The 19,068-nt window shown below is 59.9% G+C and carries 18 protein-coding genes; 13 read left to right on the top strand and 5 right to left on the bottom strand.

Annotated elements, in window-relative coordinates; all coding sequences use genetic code 11:
• Positions 1 to 4 precede the first annotated feature (4 nt).
• From RWM61_RS05420 to zapA, 4 genes are all read left to right on the top strand, one after another.
• Positions 5 to 127, top strand: coding sequence for a hypothetical protein (locus RWM61_RS05420; RefSeq protein WP_313998237.1), 123 nt, complete (start codon positions 5 to 7; stop codon positions 125 to 127).
• A 523-nt stretch (positions 128 to 650) separates the two neighbouring features.
• The gene (gene pheS, locus RWM61_RS05415; protein WP_313998235.1) at positions 651 to 1,685 is read left to right on the top strand and encodes a phenylalanine--tRNA ligase subunit alpha; all 1,035 of its coding nucleotides are present in this window, start codon (positions 651 to 653) and stop codon (positions 1,683 to 1,685) included.
• Between the two features lie 22 nt (positions 1,686 to 1,707).
• Positions 1,708 to 4,152 carry a phenylalanine--tRNA ligase subunit beta gene (gene pheT / locus RWM61_RS05410; protein WP_313998233.1) on the top strand — a complete coding sequence of 815 codons (2,445 nt, stop codon included), beginning with the start codon at positions 1,708 to 1,710 and terminating at the stop codon, positions 4,150 to 4,152.
• Positions 4,153 to 4,396: 244 nt separating this feature from the next.
• Positions 4,397 to 5,908, top strand: coding sequence for a cell division protein ZapA (zapA, locus tag RWM61_RS05405; protein ID WP_313998231.1), 1,512 nt, complete (start codon positions 4,397 to 4,399; stop codon positions 5,906 to 5,908).
• Between the two features lie 136 nt (positions 5,909 to 6,044).
• Here the strand turns inward: zapA and RWM61_RS05400 are convergent, their stop codons facing one another.
• Both RWM61_RS05400 and RWM61_RS05395 read right to left on the bottom strand, forming a co-directional pair.
• Positions 6,045 to 6,728 (bottom strand): SDR family oxidoreductase, encoded by a 684-nt coding sequence (locus tag RWM61_RS05400; protein ID WP_313998229.1) that lies wholly within the window; start codon positions 6,726 to 6,728, stop codon positions 6,045 to 6,047.
• A gap of 346 nt (positions 6,729 to 7,074) precedes the next feature.
• On the bottom strand, positions 7,075 to 7,428 hold the full coding sequence (locus RWM61_RS05395) for a phage holin family protein (RefSeq protein ID WP_313998227.1): 354 nt from the start codon (positions 7,426 to 7,428) through the stop codon (positions 7,075 to 7,077).
• Positions 7,429 to 7,580: 152 nt separating this feature from the next.
• Here RWM61_RS05395 and RWM61_RS05390 point away from each other — a divergent pair, with 152 nt between their 5' ends.
• The 5 genes from RWM61_RS05390 (at position 7,581) to cysK (ending at position 13,477) form a co-directional block, all read left to right on the top strand.
• Positions 7,581 to 9,944: an endonuclease MutS2 gene (locus tag RWM61_RS05390; protein ID WP_313998225.1), complete on the top strand. Its 2,364-nt coding sequence runs from the start codon at positions 7,581 to 7,583 to the stop codon at positions 9,942 to 9,944.
• Between the two features lie 27 nt (positions 9,945 to 9,971).
• Entirely contained in the window at positions 9,972 to 10,394 is a 423-nt protein-coding gene (locus RWM61_RS05385; protein ID WP_313998223.1) for a DUF350 domain-containing protein, read from the top strand.
• 124 nt (positions 10,395 to 10,518) lie between these two features.
• The gene (locus tag RWM61_RS05380) at positions 10,519 to 11,046 is read left to right on the top strand and encodes a hypothetical protein (RefSeq protein WP_313998221.1); all 528 of its coding nucleotides are present in this window, start codon (positions 10,519 to 10,521) and stop codon (positions 11,044 to 11,046) included.
• Positions 11,047 to 11,125: 79 nt separating this feature from the next.
• On the top strand, positions 11,126 to 12,445 hold the full coding sequence (locus RWM61_RS05375; RefSeq protein WP_313998219.1) for an MFS transporter: 1,320 nt from the start codon (positions 11,126 to 11,128) through the stop codon (positions 12,443 to 12,445).
• A 117-nt stretch (positions 12,446 to 12,562) separates the two neighbouring features.
• The gene (gene cysK, locus RWM61_RS05370) at positions 12,563 to 13,477 is read left to right on the top strand and encodes a cysteine synthase A (protein WP_313998217.1); all 915 of its coding nucleotides are present in this window, start codon (positions 12,563 to 12,565) and stop codon (positions 13,475 to 13,477) included.
• Positions 13,478 to 13,671: 194 nt separating this feature from the next.
• Here cysK and RWM61_RS05365 read toward each other — a convergent pair whose 3' ends face one another.
• The 3 genes from RWM61_RS05365 to RWM61_RS05355 all read right to left on the bottom strand — a co-directional run bounded on the left by RWM61_RS05365 (position 13,672) and on the right by RWM61_RS05355 (position 15,371).
• Complete coding sequence (locus RWM61_RS05365; RefSeq protein WP_313998215.1) at positions 13,672 to 13,812, bottom strand: hypothetical protein; 141 nt, start codon at positions 13,810 to 13,812, stop codon at positions 13,672 to 13,674.
• Between the two features lie 163 nt (positions 13,813 to 13,975).
• Positions 13,976 to 15,046 carry a CotH kinase family protein gene (locus RWM61_RS05360; RefSeq protein ID WP_313998213.1) on the bottom strand — a complete coding sequence of 357 codons (1,071 nt, stop codon included), beginning with the start codon at positions 15,044 to 15,046 and terminating at the stop codon, positions 13,976 to 13,978.
• A gap of 94 nt (positions 15,047 to 15,140) precedes the next feature.
• Positions 15,141 to 15,371, bottom strand: coding sequence for a hypothetical protein (locus RWM61_RS05355; RefSeq protein WP_313998211.1), 231 nt, complete (start codon positions 15,369 to 15,371; stop codon positions 15,141 to 15,143).
• A 290-nt stretch (positions 15,372 to 15,661) separates the two neighbouring features.
• On the opposite strand from RWM61_RS05355, the gene RWM61_RS05350 reads away from it, so the two are divergent.
• The 4 genes from RWM61_RS05350 to RWM61_RS05335 all read left to right on the top strand — a co-directional run bounded on the left by RWM61_RS05350 (position 15,662) and on the right by RWM61_RS05335 (position 19,068).
• Complete coding sequence (locus RWM61_RS05350) at positions 15,662 to 16,294, top strand: hypothetical protein (RefSeq protein ID WP_313998209.1); 633 nt, start codon at positions 15,662 to 15,664, stop codon at positions 16,292 to 16,294.
• 240 nt (positions 16,295 to 16,534) lie between these two features.
• Entirely contained in the window at positions 16,535 to 17,203 is a 669-nt protein-coding gene (locus tag RWM61_RS05345; protein ID WP_313998207.1) for a DUF2642 domain-containing protein, read from the top strand.
• Between the two features lie 138 nt (positions 17,204 to 17,341).
• On the top strand, positions 17,342 to 17,833 hold the full coding sequence (locus RWM61_RS05340) for an Lrp/AsnC family transcriptional regulator (protein WP_313998205.1): 492 nt from the start codon (positions 17,342 to 17,344) through the stop codon (positions 17,831 to 17,833).
• 14 nt (positions 17,834 to 17,847) lie between these two features.
• Positions 17,848 to 19,068 carry an aminotransferase class I/II-fold pyridoxal phosphate-dependent enzyme gene (locus RWM61_RS05335; RefSeq protein ID WP_313998203.1) on the top strand — a complete coding sequence of 407 codons (1,221 nt, stop codon included), beginning with the start codon at positions 17,848 to 17,850 and terminating at the stop codon, positions 19,066 to 19,068.

Here is a 19,068-nt window from a genome sequence, read left to right as displayed (position 1 = left end):
TTTGATGGGTTCCGTCGGTATTTTTTTTGCGGTCGTATTTGCAGCCGTTGTAATGGTTACCTTGGCAGCGGTGAAGTCGGTGAAAAGAAACGATTCGCCGAAGTACGGGGAACACAATCGAGAGTAGATAGCTCGCCGGGAACGGACGGCGCGATAACTTAATCGTTACGCAGGTTGGTGGTTCGCAGACGATCGGAATTGATTTCAGTCCTTTGCGGCCGTGCCGCTTGCACCGTACAGTCGGTTTGCATATAATATAGACTAATGTAAATCATAGGATTTAAATGCCATGATGGAGATAAGTAAGCATGCGCCTTCCGACAGGGAGGGGACGCCGCGATTGAGAGTGTCCCCCGGAGACGGGCTGCCGAAATTCACTCCTTAGCAGGCCGCTGAACGGGCTTCCGCACGGAACCCCACTAGGCTGCGCCCGGATGCGGTCCGTTAACCGCGCCAGAGGAATCGGCGCCCGGCGTGAGGCCCGGGGCGGTTCGAATGAGGGTGGTACCACGGTCCTTTCGTCCCTTGCGGGGAGGAAGGGCTTTTTTTGTCGGTCAACAACCGGCAATCCTCGGTTAAGAAACCGGAGAATCGTAAAACGGGGTATTTAACCGAACGCTAAATATGGAAAAAATTTGGAGGCGAACGTTGTGAAGGAGCGTTTGGAGGCACTTCGGGAGGAAGCGCTGCAGGAGCTGCAGGCAGTCGGCGATCCCCAGCATTTGAATGATCTGAGGGTCAAATATTTGGGTAAAAAAGGGGCCTTGACCGAAATTTTGCGCGGCATGGGCGGCTTGTCCGCCGAAGAGCGGCCGGTCATCGGGCAGGTGGGCAATGAGGTGCGCGCGGCGATCGAGGCGGTTATCGAGGTGAAGCAGGCGCGTTTCCAGGCGCAGGAGACGGAAAACCGGCTTCGGGCCGAGACCGTCGACGTGACGCTGCCCGGACGCAAGCTGCCGGCGGGCGCGGTCCATCCGCTCAACAAGGTGCAGCAGGAGATCGAGGATATTTTTATCGGCATGGGCTACACGATCGCGGAGGGACCGGAGGTCGAGACCGATTACTACAACTTCGAGGCGTTGAATTTGCCGAAGGATCACCCGGCCCGCGACATGCAGGATTCGTTCTACATTACGGATGACATTTTGCTGCGGACGCAGACGTCCCCGGTGCAGGTTCGCACGATGAAGGCAATGGACGGCAAGAGGCCGATCAAGGTGATATGCCCGGGCAAAGTGTACCGCCGCGACGACGACGATGCGACGCACTCGTTCCAGTTCACCCAGATCGAAGGGCTCGTTGTTGGCCGGAATATCCGGATGAGCGACCTGAAGGGCACGCTGCTGCAGTTCGTGCAGCGCATGTACGGCTCACAGACGCGTATCCGGCTGCGGCCGAGCTTTTTCCCGTTCACCGAACCGAGCGCCGAAGTCGATGTATCCTGCGCGCAATGCGGCGGCATCGGCTGCCGGATGTGCAAAGGAAGCGGCTGGCTGGAAATTTTGGGCTGCGGCATGGTTCATCCCCGCGTCCTCGAGATGGGCGGCTATGATCCCGAGGAAGTGAGCGGCTTCGCTTTCGGCATGGGGGTCGAGCGGATTGCGCTGCTGAAATACGGCATCGACGATATTCGCGCTTTGTATACGAACGATCTGCGCTTCTTAAGCCAGTTCGCGAGAATGTGACGAGGAAAGAAGGGGATCGGACATGAAGGTATCGTACCGTTGGTTGAATGAATATATCGATTTGGAAGGCATTTCCGCGGAGGAGCTGGCCGAACGCGTTACGCGCGGCGGCATCGAGGTGGACGGCGTTGAGCAGTTGAACAAAGGCGTCGGCAATGTGGTCGTCGGCTATGTGAAGTCGAAGGAGAAGCACCCGGACGCCGACAAGCTGAACGTGTGCAAGGTCGATGCGGGGCAAGGCGAGGAGCTGCAGATCGTATGCGGCGCGCGCAACGTCGACGCCGGCCAGAAGGTGCCGGTCGCGCTGATCGGCGCCAAGCTGCCGGGCGGTTTTCAGATCAAGCGGGCGAAGCTGCGCGGCGTGGAATCGCAGGGCATGATCTGCTCGGCGAAGGAGCTCGGCATCAACGACAAGCTGCTGCCGAAGGAGCAGCAGGAGGGCATTCTCGTGCTGCCGGAGGACGCCGCGGTCGGCACGCCGATCGGCGAGGTGCTCGGCATCGACGACGAGGTGCTCGAGCTGGACTTGACGCCCAACCGCTCCGACTGTCTCAGCATGCTGGGCGTCGCCTACGAGGCGGGCGCTTTGACCGGCCGCCCGGTCAAGCTGCCGGACATTTCGGTGGCCGATGCGGCCGAGCGGGCGTCGGATTATGTGCAGGTGCGGATCAGCGCGCCGGAGCATTGCATGCGCTATGCGGCCCGATACATTAAAGGCGTTAGGGTCGGACCGTCGCCGCAGTGGATGCGGAACCGGCTGATCGCGGCGGGCATCCGGCCGATCAGCAACATCGTCGATATTACGAACTATGTCATGTTGGAATACGGACAGCCGCTGCATGCCTTCGATGCCGATAAAATCGCCGGCGGCCGGATCGAGGTCCGTCTGGCGCGCGAAGGCGAAGTGATGGTTACGCTGGACGATCAGGAGCGCAAGCTCGAGCCGCATATGCTGCTGATTGCCGACGGCGAGAAGCCGATCGCGCTTGCCGGCGTGATGGGCGGCGCGAATTCGGAGGTAACGGCTGAAACGGCGAACATCCTGCTGGAGTCGGCCAGGTTCGAGGGCGGCACGGTGCGGAAAACGTCGCGGCAGCTCGGCCTTCGTTCGGAGTCGAGCATCCGCTTCGAGAAGGGCGTGGATGATGCACGCGTCATTCCGGCGCTCGACCGCGCGGCTTCGCTGATGGCGCGCTATGCCGGCGGGCTGGTTGCGGAAGGAATCGTGCAGGCCGTTACGCGTGAGGAAGAGCCTGCGGAAGTAACGGTGACGCTCGAGCGGATCAACTCGTATCTCGGAACCGAATTGTCGACGCTTGAGGTCAAAACGGTATTCGGCCGGCTCGGCTTCGAGTATGAAAGCGACGATGTGTCCGGGCGGTTCACTGTCCGTGTGCCGAGCCGAAGAGGCGATATTACGCGCGCAGTCGACCTGATCGAAGAGGTGGCCCGTCTGTACGGCTACGATAACATTCCGACCACGCCGATCGAAGGGCCGACGACGCCGGGCGCGCTCACGGTGCCCCAGGCGATCCGGCGCGAGCTGCGCGGCAAGCTGACGGCGTCCGGATTGAATGAGGTCATCAGCTATTCGGTGACGCATCCGGACCGGGCGGGCTTGTTCACGCGGCTCGGCGAAGGAGCCAAGCCGATCCGGCTGGCGATGCCGATGAGCGAGGACCGAAGCGTGCTCCGGACCAGCCTGGTGCCGAGCCTGCTGGAGATCGCGGCATACAACCGGAACCGCAAGACGGACGATTTGGCGCTGTTCGAGATCGGCAGCGTGTTTCTGACGGACGAAACCGAGCTGACCCGTTTGCCGCAGGAGAAGCATCGGATCGCCGGTCTGCTGACCGGCAGCCGGGCTTCCGCGCTCTGGAACCGCAAGGCGGAGCCGGTCGACTTCTACGATGCGAAGGGTGTGCTTGAGGCGGTGTTCGAGATGCTCGGCATGACAGGTCTGGTTCGTTACGAGGCGGCATCGATCGATCAGCTGCATCCGGGACGGACGGCGGCTGTGCTGCTGGACACGGCGCGGGGCTGGGAGCCGGTCGGCTACGTGGGTCAGGTGCATCCGGCGCTGCAGCTTCAGGACGATCTGGCCGATACGTACGTATTCGAGCTTGAATTGGAGCCGCTGTATGAGCAGGCGGACTTCGCGATCATGCAGAAGCCGCTTCCGCGTTATCCGGCGATCGAACGGGATATCGCCGTCGTGCTCGACCGCGGTGTGGAGGCCGGACGGCTGACGGATGAAATCCGGTCGGCCGCGGGCGATTTGCTCGAATCGGTGCGCGTATTCGACGTGTACACGGGCGGCAAGCTCGGCGAGGACAAAAAAAGCGTCGCCGTTGCGCTCGTTTACCGTCATCCGGAACGGACGCTGACCGACGAGGAAGTGACGGAGCGTCACGCGGCGGTCGTCGAGCGGCTGGGACAATCTTTTCAAGCGGAATTGAGGAAATAGGCAGGAAACGCAAGCCGCCGCATCGAATTAGTTCCAATCGGACGATTCGGTGCGGTTTGTTTTTACCGTATCAGAAAGTATGAGGTTAGGCGTTCGGCGGCACACTCATACTTTCTCGATCGGCGATATTGACTTACGCTGCCGCGTAAACGCGGTCTCGCCTCTTAGGATGACTGCGATAGAAGTTTTCTCAGCGGACGCCGAGCAGCACGAAACACAAGCAAAACGGGAGGACGAACCGATCATGGATGCCGAACGAACTCGGGTGACGGTTGATATATATGGCCATCAGTACAGATTGACGGGCCATTCCAACGTAGATTATATGAAGCGCGTAGCCGCGCTTGTCGATGAGAATATGCATAAGCTGGCAAAGGGATACCCCCGCCTGGACATGCCGCGTATTGCGGTTCTTTCGGCCGTTCATATGGCCGATGAAGTATTCCGCCTGCGCCGCGAGAACGAGCGGCTGCTTGAAGAGGAAGCGAAGCGGAAGCTCGTTTCCGCGGAGCTGGATGAAGCGCGCGACACGCTGAAGGCGCTTCGCGAGGAGCTCTCGGGCGTTCGCCTGCATGCGCAGGAAGAGGCGGGCCGGATACGCGGCGAGGCCGAGAAGCGGCTGTCCGCAGTGGAAACGGATTGGCGCCGGATGTATGACGAGCGTGAAGCCGAATGGCGTGTCGAGCGCGACGACCTCGAGGCTCGGCTGCAGAGCGAGACGAGCCGGCTCGAGGCCGAGCTGGCGGCGGAGCGCGAACGGGTGGAAGCGGCGGTCCGCGAAGCCAGGGCTCCGCTGGAGGCCGAGCTGGCGGCGGAGCGCGCGCGGATCGAAGGCTGCGTGCGCGACGCGACGGCGCGGCTGCAAGCGGAATTGGCGGAGGCGCGCGAGCGGCTTGGAGCGCAATCGCGCTCGGCGGCGGAGCAGTGCGAAGCGGTGGTAAAAGCGGAACGTGAGCGGCTGGAGCGCGAATGGGCCGCGAAGCTGGACGAGCTCGCGCAAGCGCATGAACGGGAGCGTGCCCTGCTTGCGGGACAAGCGTCGGACGCGGAAGAGCGCGCGATGCAGGCGTTTGAGCAGGAAGAGGCACTGCGGTCTATGCTCAGCGGTGTCGAGCGGGAGCTGAGAGAGCGGGAATTCCGGCTCTCCGAGACGGAGAAAAAAGCGGAAGCGCTGCACAGACAGGATGTGGAGCGAAGGGCGAAGGCGCAGCAATTGGAGCAGCTGCTGTCCCGTCAGAAGGAGCAGCTTAAAGCGGCCGAATCGCAGGCGGCTCAGCTGCAGGAATCGCAACGCTCGCTGCGCGGGCAGCTCGAGCGATTGGAACAGGACGCGGACGGTTATTTAACGCGTGAACGACAGTTGAAGGAGCGGCTGGAGCGGCTGGAGGTGCAAGCGGAAGACGCGGGAGCGTTGGCCGAGCGTGCCGCGAAGCTGGAGGCCGAACGAAGCGCATTGGCCGAGCGAGCCGCGAAGCTGGCGGAAGAGCGCGACGCACTCGAGGTGCGGTTGGCTGAGGAGGCCGGACTGCGGCAGGCGGAAGCCGAGCGTTCGCACGGCGAGGCCGACCGGCTCCGTGAGCGCCTGGAACGGCTGGAAGCGGAGCTGGCGGATGCGCGCAGCGAAGCTAAAGCGGCGTCGGACGAGGTGCGGCACGCGTACGACCGGCTGCTCGGCGAGCACGAGTCGCTCAAGGACGAATATGCGAAGCTGCAGACGGAGTACAACGAGTGGATCGAGCTGATCGAGCAGGAATAGCTTGTGATGCGAATAAAAATCGCCGGCGGTACAATCCGCTTGGCGATTTTTAATTGATGCGCGGACGCCCGGCAAGCAGGGCGTCCGCAACGGAATCCGGCATTATTCCCCACGCAACCCGCCTAAGCGGTTCAATCTACTCGTACGCCACCACCTCGCCGGTCTTGCCGCCGGCCGGCAGTGAGGCGAGGCGGACCAAATGCGGCGCCACCTGCGCAGGGTCCTTGCCGGTAGCGTGCATTTCCGAGCGAACCGTACCCGGATTGAACGCATTGACCAGAATGCCGTTGTTCTGCTCCTCGTCGGCGAGCGTCCGCGTCAGCGACTCCAGCCCGGCCTTGGACGCGCCGTAGGCTGCATAGCCGCCGGCGCCGTTCCATGCCATCGACGAGGTGATATTGATGATCCGGCCGTAATGCTTCGCTCTCATCGACGGCAGCACCGCCTTGGCAAGCAGCAAAGGGCCGGTCAAATTGACCGCAAGCTGCCTCGTCCATTCGGCCAGCGTCGTGTCGGCCGCCGCGTTCGGCTCGAATATGGCCGCGTTGTTGACGAGTACGTCGATTTTGCCGAACATGGCCAGAGCCGCCGCCACCGCGCGGTTGACCTGCTCTTCATCCGAAACGTCCGCCGGCAGCACCAACGCCTGCCCGCCGGCCTCCCGTACTTCCGCCGCCGTCTCCTCAAGCTTGCCCGCGCGTCTTCCGATCAGTGCAACCTTTGCGCCTTCCCGCGCAAAGGCGACGGCAGTCGCGCGCCCCAGCCCGGTACCCGCGCCGCTGATCAACGCGGCCTTGCCTTCCAAGCTTCCTTTTGCCACCGTCAATCCCTCCGTCCGGACAAAGTCCGAGTCTTTTCATCCTATTTCTATGGTAGCAAACGGGAGAAGCGGCGTGAAGGCTTGGAGCCATAAGACTTTGTTATGAAAGCTATGAGATAAAATGAAAAACGCCCCCGTCCTCAATCGGACAGCAGCGTCTGGATGAAGCAGGATTATTCCACGATCAGTTTGGATACCATCTTAGTGTGGCCTGCGCCGCACCAATGTTGCAGATATGAAAGGGGCCCAAGCGCTGAACAAGATTCGCCAACCATGCGACCAAGCGAAAAGCAGTCCTGCTCTCTTCAGCGAAAGCAAGACCGCTTTGGGGCCCGGCGGCGGCCGATCAGCTTTTCTTCGCGGCGTCATACGGGGTGCTGACAGGGATGAACAGGTCAATAACCCCGATCGCCAGCGCGGCCAGTACGGCGCCCAGAATCGACACATCGACGTTGCCGACGATGAACTGCGCCAGCCAGATCACGAGCGCGCTGACGGCAAAGCCGACGATTCCCCGGCCGAACGGCGTAACCCGTTTGCCGAAAATACCTTCGATGATCCAGCCGAGCGCCGCGATCACCAGTGCGAGAAGCAATGCGCTCCAAAAACCGCCGACGCTGAAGCCCGGCACAAGCCAGCCGACGACCATCAGAACAAGCGCAGAGACGATAAAACGGACGACTGTTCCGAGAAATTGCATGGTTGAACACCCTCCTTCTGAGCAGTTTGGATATGTTCGCACGGCTAGTGTTCCCCGTTCACGGCGTTTCATGAATGGCAGTTTACGTCAACGTCGTGGCGAAGCCCGCGCGCAATACGTTATAATGGAAAGCGAGAGGAGTTGTCGAGAAGTTGGACGGCAAAATTTTGCAGACACTTGATTATTTCAAGGTTATCGATAAATTGACGCGACACGCGTCCACCGCTTTGGGCCGAGCGGCGGCCGAAGCGCTCTCTCCGAGCTCGGATCTTGAGGACGTAAAGCGCTTTTTGCAGGCGACCGACGAAGCTTATGCGGCCGACCGCCTCAAGGGCGCGGCTCCGTTCGGCGGAATCGCCGATATTCGGGCTTCCTTGAAACGGGCGAAAATCGGCGGCATGCTGAGCCCGGCCGAGCTGCTCGATATTGCGAGCACGGTGCGCGGGGGCAGGAGGGTGAAGCGTCATATCGCCGTTCTGCATGAGGATCATCCGATGCCGCTGCTGAATGCGATGGCGGAGCAGCTGACCGAGCACCGCGTGCTGGAAGAAGCGATCATGGCGTGCATTGACGAGCAGGCCGAGGTCATGGACAACGCCAGTACGGAGCTCGCCGCGATCCGGCGCGAACTGCGCGGCGGAGAGGCGCGCGTCCGCGAAAAGCTGGAGTCGATGATTCGATCCCCCTCCGTGCAGAAAATGCTGCAGGACGCCATCATCACGCTTCGCGGCGACCGCTACGTGATTCCGGTCAAGCAGGAATACCGCAACCATTTCGGCGGCATCGTCCACGACCAGTCGGGCTCGGGCGCGACGCTGTTCATCGAGCCGGAGGCCGTCGTCCAGATGAACAACCGGCTGAGGGAGCTGCGCTTGAACGAGGAGCGCGAGATCGAGAAAATTCTGCATCGGCTGACGGCGCAAACGGCGGAGTATGCGGAGGATCTGGCGGTCGATCTCGAGCTGCTCGGACAGCTTGATTTCGCGTTCGCCAAGGCGCGGCTTGCCCATGAGATGAAAGCGTCGCTGCCGCGCATGAACGACCGCGGCTTCATCAAGCTGAAGCGCGGCAGGCATCCGCTCATCGCTCCCGCATCCGTCGTCCCTTTGGACGTCGAGCTCGGCAACCAATATTCGGCGATCATCGTCACCGGCCCGAATACGGGCGGCAAAACCGTGTCGCTGAAAACGATCGGCCTGCTGAGCCTGATGGCGATGTCCGGCCTGTTCGTGCCGGCAGAGGACGGCAGCCAGCTGTGCGTGTTCGACGCGATCTACGCCGACATCGGAGACGAGCAAAGCATCGAGCAGAGCTTGAGCACGTTTTCGAGCCATTTGACGAACATTATCCGCATTCTCGATTCCATGACGCCGAAAAGCCTCGTGCTGCTTGACGAGCTGGGAGCGGGAACCGATCCGGCGGAAGGCTCGGCGCTCGCCATCGCCATCCTCGAGCATATGCATAAGCTTGGCTGCCGCCTGGTGGCCACCACTCATTACAGCGAGCTCAAAGCTTACGCGTATAACCGCAAAGGCGTCATCAACGCCAGCATGGAGTTCGACGTGCAGACGCTCAGCCCGACCTACCGCCTCCTTGTGGGCGTTCCGGGCCGAAGCAACGCGTTTGCGATCGCCGAACGGCTGGGGCTGCCGCGCCCGATCATCGAGCATGCGCGGGGCGAAGTAAGCGAAGAGGATATGCGGGTCGAAAATATGATCGCTTCCCTCGAGGAGGACCGTCTCGGAGCGGAATCGGAGCGGCTGACGGCGGCGGCGCTGCGCGAGGAGATGGAACGGCTGAAGGCGAAGCATGCGGCCGAGCTGCGCCGCTTCGAGGAGCAGCGCGACCGGATGCTGGCGAAGGCGCAGGAGGAGGCGCGCGAGGCGGTCGCCAAGGCGAAGCGCGAGGCGGAGCAGATCGTCGCGGATCTGCGCAAGCTCGCGATGGAGGAGGGCGCGTCGGTCAAGGAGCATAAGCTGATCGAAGCGCGCAAGCGGCTGGACGAGGCCGCGCCCCGGCTTCAGAAGCCGAAGACGGCCGCGCCGCGGGGCGGCAAGCCGCAGAAAATCCAGGTTGGCGACGAGGTCATGGTATACAGCCTGAATCAGAAGGGCCACGTGGTCGAGCTTGGGGCAGCCGAGGCGACGGTGCAATTGGGCATTCTGAAAATGAAGGTGCGGCTGGACGACCTGGAGCTGGTCAAGGCCGCCAACAACGAAAGCCGGCAGCAGCCGAAGCAGGCGGCCAGCCTGAAAAGGACGAAGGATGACGCGGTGCGCACGGAATTGGATCTCCGCGGAGCCAACCTCGAAGAAGCGATCGTCGAGGTGGACCGCTTCATTGATGAAGCGTATCTGTCGAACATGGGGCAGGTTTATATCATTCACGGCAAAGGGACCGGCGTCCTTCGCAGCGGCGTCCAGGATTATTTGCGGAAGCACCGGCTGGTCAAGGCTTACCGGCTGGGAAATTACGGGGAAGGCGGCAACGGCGTTACGGTTGCCGAGCTGAAATAACGGCACGGCGGAAGGACGGGGAGTCGGATGGATAAGGAAGTCGACGGGTTGCTGCACAATCCTTATATCGCAACGTTAGCTTACGTATCGGTCGCCGTGCTGGCGCTCATCGTGTTTTTGTACTGTTTCGAGCTCGTCACCCGCTACAACTGCTGGAGAGAGATCAAGCAGGGCAATCTGTCTGTGGCGATGGCGACCGGCGGCAAAATTTTCGGCATCAGCAACCTGTTTCGTTTCTCGATCGAGGGCGGCGACTCCGTCTATCAAAGCATGGCGTGGGCGGGCTTCGGTTTTATTCTGCTCATGGCCGCTTATTTTTTGTTTGAATTCATGACGCCCGTCTTTCGCATCGATGAAGAAATCAAAAAGGATAACCGTGCCGTCGGCCTGATTGCGATGATTATCTCGGTGTCGCTTTCGTACGTCATCGGCGCAACCGTGTTGTCGTGAGGACGGAAGGGGTGACGCGGGGTGAAATATTTGGGGGGAACGCTGCTTGTGCTGGCGGTGCTGTTCTTCGTGATCGGCGTTGTCTACTTGGCTTTATAAAATAAGGGATAAAGGAGAGCGACCGATGGAAAAGCATGCCGTTTGCCCTTGGTGCGACACGGAAATCGTGTGGGATGAGGAATTGGGGCCCGAAGAATTCTGTCCGCATTGCGAAAATGACTTGAAAGCTTACCGGACGGTCAGCTTCTCGGTCGACAACGACGGCGGGGAAGCGGTCGAAGGGCGGAGGGCAGAGGCCTCGGGCATACCCGGCGGGAGGCGCGGCGCACCGATGGACGACGAGCTGGACGGCTACCGCCATACGAGCTCGCGCTTGCTCTTGCTGGAGGAGAAGCTCGAGAGGATTCTGGACGGGCAGGAGGAAGTGCCGGAATGTCCGGAATGCCGAGAGTTCATGGTTCAGGCCGGAACGCAGACGATCGCGGACGAGCGCTATCGGCCGACCTTGCACGAGGCGGTCGGACAACCGCTGCTGCCGGGACCTTTTCAGCTTGTCTGGTACGTTTGCCCGTCCTGTTTCCATACGCAGAACCGTTTGTCTTCTAATGACCGGGACGGTTTCCTGAAGCGGTTGGGCGCCGATTCGCTCTGATGGCAATACCTGCAAAGCATGCGCTTCCCTCGGTTGGGGCATCTTAGCTTAAGATTCCAACCGGCGGGAGGCATTGGCAATGGCGCAGGAAAAGCACGCGGCGGCCCGAACCGGCGGGACGATCGCGCCGAATGGGCTGCGGAAGCCGAAATGGACGGTACCCAACCGTTCCGGCGGACGGACGCGGCGGGATCGCGTCAGCCGCCGACTCGGCAAGCAAGGGGTGCTGCTGCTCGCGGTGCAAGGGTTGTATAATACGGCTAACGCATTGTCGGGTACATTCGTTCCGGTTTATTTATGGAAGGCGAGCCAGTCGTTTGCGCCGATCGGCTGGTTTGCGCTTTCCCAGCACCTGATGTCGGGACTGACGTTCTGGATCGTCGGCCGGTGGGTCAAGCAATACAACAAAATGAACAGCTTGCGGATCGGCCTCATTTTATCCGGCTTGTTTTATTTGGCTGTGCTGCTGCTCGGGCCGGCGGCCAGCCGTTACGTCGTTCCGCTCGGCGCGCTGAACGGTTTGGCCATGGGCTTCTTCTGGATGGCTTACAATGTCGTTTATTTTGAAATTACGGAGCCCGGCAACCGCGACCGGTTCAACGGCTGGGGCGGGCTGCTCGGTTCGGGCGCCGGCATGATCGCGCCGTGGATTTCGGGCTTCGTGATCGGGGTGTTCGGCGCAGGCGGGTACCGGATCGTCTTTACCGTGTCGCTTGTTGTTTTTGCGACGGCGGCGGTCGTGAGCTTTTTTCTGGCGAAGCGCAGAGCGTCGGGCGAATACGATTGGCTGTACGGCGTTCGCCAGATCCGGTGCGACGGCAGCCCGTGGCGGCGGGTCGTGCCTTCCCTCATGTTCCAGGGCGTTCGCGAAGGCGTGTTCGGGTTCCTGCTCGGTCTGCTTGTATTTCTGTCGACCGGCAAAGAGCAAAGCCTGGGCAGCTTCACGCTCTGGACTTCCCTGGTCGCGCTTGTGAGCTTCTGGCTTGCGGGCCGTGTGCTGAAGCCGGACATTCGGAGCAAGGCGATGGTGGCCGGCGCCTTTGCCTTGTCGATCGTTACGATTCTGTTGTTCATTGATGTGGATTACCGTACTATGCTGTGGCTTGGAATCGCGACCGCGCTGTTCATGCCGCTGTACATCATACCGATGACGTCGGCGGTGTTCGATTTGATCGGCGCGTCCGAGGCGAGTGCGGTCCGGCGGGAGGAGCTGATCGTGCTTCGGGAATCCGGATTGATTGCCGGCCGTGTGATCGGACTTGCCGTTTATTTGGCGGTTGTGGCGAGGACCGAATCGGCCGGAGCGCTTATCTGGCTGCTGCTCATCGTCGGGGCCGCTCCGCTGCCGGGCTGGTTGCTGCTGCGGGGAAGGCTTGTCCGGGGAACGGCGAACGGTTAGGCGGCGGCTCGCGGACATTGATCGGGCAGGACGGCTTGCAACGGCGTGGGAACGGAACGTCTGCCGGCAAGTGATGGAGAGGATTGTTGTGAGTACATATATGGGGAGAGAAAAGGGATGCCGAGAGTTGTGAATCGGATAACGGATTTGATCGGCGAGACGCCCGCGGTTCGCTTGTCCATTGTGGAGCCGGGCTCGGCGGAGGTGCTGGTCAAGCTGGAGCGGTTCAACCCGAGCGGGAGCGTGAAGGACCGCGCGGCGTTTGCGCTAATTGAAGCTGCCGAGCGTCAGGGCCTGCTTCAGCCCGGCGGCACGATCATCGAGCCGACGAGTGGGAATACCGGGATCGGATTGGCAATGAACGCGGCGGTCAAGGGCTATCGGCTTATTCTGGTCATGCCCGACAACATGACGATAGAGCGGATCAAGCTGGTGCGCGCTTACGGCGCGGAGGTCGTGTTGACGCCGGCGGCCGAGCGGATGCCCGGCTCCATCCGCAAAGCGCGCGAGCTGCAGGCGCAAATACCGGGCAGCATCATCCCGAATCAATTCGAGAACGCCGCGAATCCTGACATCCACCGCAGAACGACGGCGGATGAAATCATGCGCCAGACGGGCGGCCGGCTGGACGCGTTCGTTGCCTCCTCGGGCACCGGAGGTACGATTACCGGCACGGGTGAAACGTTGAAGTCGATGCTGCCGGGACTGCATATCGCTGTTGTCGAACCTGCGGGCTCACCGGTACTGTCGGGCGGGGCTCCGGGACCGCACAAGCTGGTCGGAACCAGTCCCGGCTTCGTGCCGGCGATTCTGAACACAAGCGTTTATGACGAGATCATATGTGTAACCGACGACGATGCGTTATCGGTCACGCGCCGGCTGGCGCGGGAGCAAGGCCTGCTGGTCGGGCCTTCGTCAGGCGCATCCGTGTGGGCCGCCATGCAGGTGGCCAACCGGCTTGGCGAGGGCCGCTGCGTTCTTTGCATCGCCCCCGACACCGGCGAGCGCTACCTGAGCATGGATATTTATTGACGCCACACTTGGCTCCGCCACTAACGCCGGAATCCGGCATTAAACGTCCGCGGCGCGTCCGAAAGCAGGGAGTAACGCCGGAATCCGGCATTAAACGTCCGCGGCGCTTCCGAAAGCAGGGAGTAACGCCGGAATCCGGCATTAAACGTCCGCGGCGCTTCCGAAAGCAGGGAGTAACGCCGGAATCCGGATAACTATTTTGGACTTGTTGCGCCCATACCCCATTTACAAGTTTTCTTTTCTCCCGTCAGATCCTTATGCAGCCGCTCCAGCCGTTGACCGCTCGCCGAACTCCGCTGCTCCTCCAAAAAACGCCCGAAAGCTTCTTCAAACATACCTGCATCCCCCTCCACAGCCGAGCCGCGAAAACAAAAACGCCGCCTGCCTCCCTAGGAGACAAACGGCGTGTGCTTCACGCTGACCCGATTATTTTATACCTGTATACCATACCAGATAGACAAAGCCGTTGTCCACACCTTGCCCTTGCCGCAAGGCCGCTTACTTCCACTTTCGAAGCTCGGCCAGGACGGCGCTTCTGCGTTCCCGGATATAGTTGCGGATGAATTCGGGCTCCGATTGGAATACGCCGTAATGGTGCTTGCGGGTGGAGTCGGCGCGAATGTCGTCGGCGATGCGGCGGTGCATGCGATGGACGACCGGCATCAGGGTCGACTCCCGGAAAGCGGTCCGCAGCAGTTTGATCAGCAGCTTTTTGTAGGCGTTCCGGTAGATCGGAAAGCCGAGCAGCTTTTTCGTGAGCGCATTATAGCCCCGGATGCTGACGAGGTCGCTTTCGCAGGGCTTCCCGTAGCAGTTTCTCCCCCAAGTACCCTCGTAATCCCAAGGAATGATGCGGTATTTGCCGCTTTGTTTATGTTCGTAAAGGGCGTAGTTCTGCTCAAAGCCGTCATAATTTCCGGTTAATACGGCCCCGGCCAGCCAACGCAAATAGACGCCCGTATCGAGCTTGGCTGCAATTCTGCGGCGCAGCGCGGCGCCTTTCAATCGGTTGATGTCGCGAATGAAACGGACCAATCGCACGGATGTCGACTTGTCGCCGGCAACCTTCTCGTATCCGGAGAATAAACTGCTTTTGGCCGCCTGGCTGTCCGTGTCCAGCAACCCGAAATGGGCGTTATCGTTGACGGCATACACAATCGATCGCTGCCCGATACGGCGCGCGCGGAAAAACGCCGGATTTACCGCTTCGATTTCCAGATAAACGCCGAGCGACGAGCCGTTGACCGACAACCGGCAGTGCGTGGTGCGGGGAGCGGGCAGGCCGATCAGGTTGAAAAAATAGAACGACAGCGCGTTTCGCATGAGCGACGGATCGTCGTATTCGGTGTTCCAATGAAAGGTGTAGCCGCCTTCAATGCTGATTTCGTAAGACTTCTTGGGGTAGCTCCGCGTATGTCCGCCGCGGATTCTCATCCGGGCGTCCACGGTACGGTTTTGGAGCATGATTCGGACAGGGATGGACATCCGGTTCCAGGGGTCTTGATGCAGCCGGTTCCACAAGTAAGACTCGACGATGATACGGCGAACGGGCAAGTCGGCGGCGGGCATTCGATCACTCCTCGGGGACAAAAGATAAAGCCTATCGTCTACGCTGACGATAGGCTTTCGTTACTTGTAACGTATTCGTTTGCCCCGGATTCGGTCACACGTTCTCGACGTACCATTGCGGCGGCCAATAGCTGCGCTGGTACGGCCATTCGACGCTTCGAGTCACGCCGCGTGTCCGGCCGCCGTGCGTGCCGTGCGTATGGTCGCCGCGCGTCCGATCATCGCGCGTCACGCCTGCCCGGTCGGCGCGTGCCGCGCGGTTCCCGCGGGCCGTATTTGCCTTTTTCCCCCGCCGGCCCGCTTTATTCATTTTACTATCAGCCATATTAAAATCTCCTCCTTATATCGTTCTGATACAGGCTATGTCCGTAATCTATCGACGGTGTTAGCCGAACGTATAATTTGGAAGAATTACGCGAAAATCTAGTACCGAATGCAAGAGGGATACATATAGCTATATTACAATTCATCCTCCCTGGCGGATGGCGCGGGGGGGAGCGAATGGGGGATGATCGCAAGGGGAGAGGCGTCCGGCTGGTCGGTGGGAAGTCTAGCACTTGCAGGTGGAACCAATGGTGTCAACCACAATAAATCTATTAATCTGGAGGGATTCAAGTGGCGTTCATGTTTGAAATGTTCGGCGGCATGAATCAATACCAAGGCGGCAGGAACCAAATGGCTCAAGGGTATTTGAACGGTTTTGTCGGAAAGACGGTAAAAATCAACCGCGGCGGTCCCGATTCGATCGTCGGCCGGGTGATCGCGGTTCACAGCGACTATCTGGTCGTCGTCACGAAAGAAGGCATTGTTTACGTCAACACGAACCATATTAAAAGCATCACGGAAGGCTCGAAAAGCGGAGGCAAGAGCGGAGGCAGAAGCGGTGGCAGAAGCGGCCAGGCTGCCCACATTATCGCGGAAAACTTTAACGGCGTGCTCCGCCGGCTGAACCAGCGGTTCGTCATAATCAACTGGGGCGGACCCGAGAAAGTAGAAGGCTTCATCGTCGAGGTATCCGGCGACACGCTGCTGCTGGTGCACGATAAAGAAGTGATGCGTATTCCGTTGTTCCATATCAAAACAGTCAGCCCGCATAAAACCGGCGGCAAAAACGACAACAAAAAAGACAACAAGAAAGACAACAAAAAAGACAACAAAAACGACAACAAGAAAGACAACAAGAAAGACGGCAAATCCGGCGGCAAATCAGGGGGCAAATCAGGGGGCAAATCGGGCGGAAGACGATAAAACGGCAAATGCCGGAAACGGCGCCCATGCCTCCAGGAAGAGGCTCGTCGAACCGGCATCGCAAGTCCGTGCACAAACCGTTTGCATCCAACCTGCTTAAGCGGAGCGAGGCGCAGAAACATGCGGCAGGCCTACGTTGCTCGCTCCGCCCCATTCATTGGAACAGCGCGTGTTGATCCGATTCTTGGCAGGATGGCTGTGGACAGGCACCGTGCATTCGAACAAGAAAGGAGGAAACCGATGAAGAACCCCAACCATCCGCTGCTTGACAAGCCGGTTGAGGTCGAGGTTGCCGGCAAAGGAGTGCCGCTCCGCGGCAAAATGATCGATCTCGGCCAGGACATTATAGTAATCCGCGGCGCCAGCCACTTCTATTACATTCCGCTTGTGCACGTGAAGCAGCTGCGGCCGGCATCGCAGGAAGAGTCGACGGAAGCGGTCCCGGAGATGCCCTACGAGCCCCAGTCGGATCCGATATCCTACCGCAAGGTGCTGTTCAACGCCAAAGGCATGTTTTCGGAGCTGTACATTGCCGGCTCGCAATCGATTCACGGCTACGTCACAAGCGTCATGAACGACTATTTCACTTTTTATTCGCCCGTCTATCACACGGTCATCGTTTCGCTCAGCCATTTGAAATATTTGTCCCCTTACCATCCCGATGTGACGCCCTATACTTTGCCGCCGGAGCAATTTCCGCTGAAACCGTCGCCCATCTCGCTGGCGCGCACGTTCGATCAACAAATCCGCAAGCTTATCGGAGAATTCGTGGTGCTCGATCTGGGCGACCATCCCAACAAAACCGGCATCCTTAAACAAATGGAAGACGGAATGATCGAGCTGGCGAACGCCGCCGGACAGCCCGTCTATATTCACTTCGACCATGTCAAAACGGTGCATGTGCCATAAGCGGCCCCAAGATCGCATACCGGGCGGGAGGCCCCGTCCGGATTACATAATCGGCGTTTATTTTCTTTTTGCAGGAAACGGTTAATCGTTGTAAGATAGAGAGTATTAATCGCAGACGGACTGCAGGAGGTTGCGACGATGGATGGACTGAAGCTGAAAATATTGGAGCTGCTCAAGGAAGATGCGCGCCGCGGAGCGGAATTGATCTCGACCATGCTGGGCGTGCCGGAAGCGGACGTCAAGCAGGCGATAACCGAAATGGAAGACGAGCACGTGATCGTGAAATATGCGACCGTCGTGAACTGGAGCAAGGTGGACGACGAGAAGGTAACGGCGCTGATCGAGGTGCAGATTACGCCGGAACGCGGCCGCGGCTTCGACAGCATTGCGGAACGCATCTATTTGTATCCCGAGGTCAAATCGGTATACCTGATGTCGGGCGCTTACGACTTGCTGGTTGAGGTAGAGGGCAAGACGCTCAAGGAGGTCGCTTCGTTCGTGTCGAATAAGCTGTCTCCGATCGATTCGGTGCTGTCCACCAAAACGTTCTTCATTCTCAAAAAATACAAGCAGGACGGCATTATTTTCGAGGAAACCGAAGGCGATAACCGCCTTGTCATTTCGCCGTAAAGGAGAGCTGCGCCATGATTAAAGACAAGGAGCAACAACCCGCCTCGCCCAAGACTGCACGCGCTTCGATGTCGGAATACTTGGCGCCCGGCGCGCGTTCGCTCAAGCCTTCCGGCATCCGCCGTTTCTTCGATCTCGCGAGCGGACGGAAAGACATCATCACGCTCGGCGTCGGCGAGCCCGATTTCGTTACACCGTGGCATGTGAGGGATGCGTGCGTATCCGCGCTCGAAGCGGGAAAAACGCAGTATACGTCCAACGCAGGCATGCCGGAGCTCCGCGAGGCGATCGGCGAATATTTGCATAACCGTTTCGCGGTCGGTTACGATCCGTCGAATGAAATATTGGTAACGGTCGGAGGAAGCGAAGCGATCGATCTGGCCCTGCGCGCGCTGGTCGAGCCGGGTGATGAAATTTTGATCCCTGAACCGTGCTACATAACGTATTCTCCGATCACGTCCCTCGGCGGAGGTATTCCGGTCGGCATCGAGACGTTTGCCAAGGACGAGTTCAAGCTCAAGGCCGAGCAATTGGAGGCGAGCATCACGCCGCGCTCCAAGGTGCTGATTCTGTGCTATCCGAGCAACCCGACGGGCGGCATTATGACGTACGAGGACTGGCTGCCGATCGCCCGGGTCGTGGAAAAGCACGATTTGATCGTCATCTCCGACGAAATTTATGCCGAATTGAGCTATAACGGAAACCATGCCAGCTTTGCGGCCGTGCCCGGCATGCGCGACCGGACGATTCTGGTCAGCGGGTTCTCGAAGGCGTTCGCCATGACCGGCTGGCGGATGGGCTATGCTTGCGGACATCCGGAGCTGATCGCCGCCATGCTGAAAATCCACCAGTATACCATCATGTGCGCGCCGATTATGGGGCAGGTGGCCGCGCTCGAGGCGCTCAAGAACGGCCTTGGCGAGAAGGACCGGATGGTGGAGTCCTACAACCAGCGCCGCAGGCTGATGGTGAAGGGCTTCCGGGATATCGGCCTCGACTGCTTCGAGCCGCATGGCGCCTTCTACGTATTTCCGTCGGTCGCCGGCACCGGCCTCGATTCCGAAACCTTCGCAGAGAGGCTGCTGAAGGAAGCGGGCGTGGCCGCCGTGCCGGGCAACGTTTTCGGACTCGGGGGGGAAGGGCATCTGCGCTGCTCGTACGCGACCTCGGTGCCGCAGCTGACCGAAGCGCTCGAGAGGATCGGAGCGTTCGTCGAATCGGTGAAAAAAGGATGA

The organism is uncultured Paenibacillus sp. (genome assembly GCF_963515335.1).
In the GTDB taxonomy this organism is placed as follows: Bacteria; Bacillota; Bacilli; order Paenibacillales; family Paenibacillaceae; genus Paenibacillus_I.
The sequence above is the reverse complement of the archived record's forward strand: the minus strand, read 5'-3'. Positions and strand labels throughout refer to the sequence as shown.

Bases quoted from the DNA above. Each gene is read 5' to 3' on its own strand.
- RWM61_RS05355 (WP_313998211.1), bottom strand. From the start codon at position 15,371: ATGGCTGATAGTAAAATGAATAAAGCGGGCCGGCGGGGGAAAAAGGCA.
- pheT (WP_313998233.1), top strand. From the start codon at position 1,708: ATGAAGGTATCGTACCGTTGGTTGAATGAATATATCGATTTGGAAGGC.
- RWM61_RS05340 (WP_313998205.1), top strand. From the start codon at position 17,342: ATGGATGGACTGAAGCTGAAAATATTGGAGCTGCTCAAGGAAGATGCG.
- RWM61_RS05380 (WP_313998221.1), top strand. From the start codon at position 10,519: ATGGAAAAGCATGCCGTTTGCCCTTGGTGCGACACGGAAATCGTGTGG.
- RWM61_RS05395 (WP_313998227.1), bottom strand. From the start codon at position 7,428: ATGCAATTTCTCGGAACAGTCGTCCGTTTTATCGTCTCTGCGCTTGTT.
- RWM61_RS05335 (WP_313998203.1), top strand. From the start codon at position 17,848: ATGATTAAAGACAAGGAGCAACAACCCGCCTCGCCCAAGACTGCACGC.
- RWM61_RS05420 (WP_313998237.1), top strand. From the start codon at position 5: ATGGGTTCCGTCGGTATTTTTTTTGCGGTCGTATTTGCAGCCGTTGTA.
- RWM61_RS05345 (WP_313998207.1), top strand. From the start codon at position 16,535: ATGAAGAACCCCAACCATCCGCTGCTTGACAAGCCGGTTGAGGTCGAG.
- cysK (WP_313998217.1), top strand. From the start codon at position 12,563: ATGCCGAGAGTTGTGAATCGGATAACGGATTTGATCGGCGAGACGCCC.
- RWM61_RS05365 (WP_313998215.1), bottom strand. From the start codon at position 13,812: ATGTTTGAAGAAGCTTTCGGGCGTTTTTTGGAGGAGCAGCGGAGTTCG.
- zapA (WP_313998231.1), top strand. From the start codon at position 4,397: ATGGATGCCGAACGAACTCGGGTGACGGTTGATATATATGGCCATCAG.
- RWM61_RS05375 (WP_313998219.1), top strand. From the start codon at position 11,126: ATGGCGCAGGAAAAGCACGCGGCGGCCCGAACCGGCGGGACGATCGCG.
- RWM61_RS05360 (WP_313998213.1), bottom strand. From the start codon at position 15,046: ATGCCCGCCGCCGACTTGCCCGTTCGCCGTATCATCGTCGAGTCTTAC.
- RWM61_RS05385 (WP_313998223.1), top strand. From the start codon at position 9,972: ATGGATAAGGAAGTCGACGGGTTGCTGCACAATCCTTATATCGCAACG.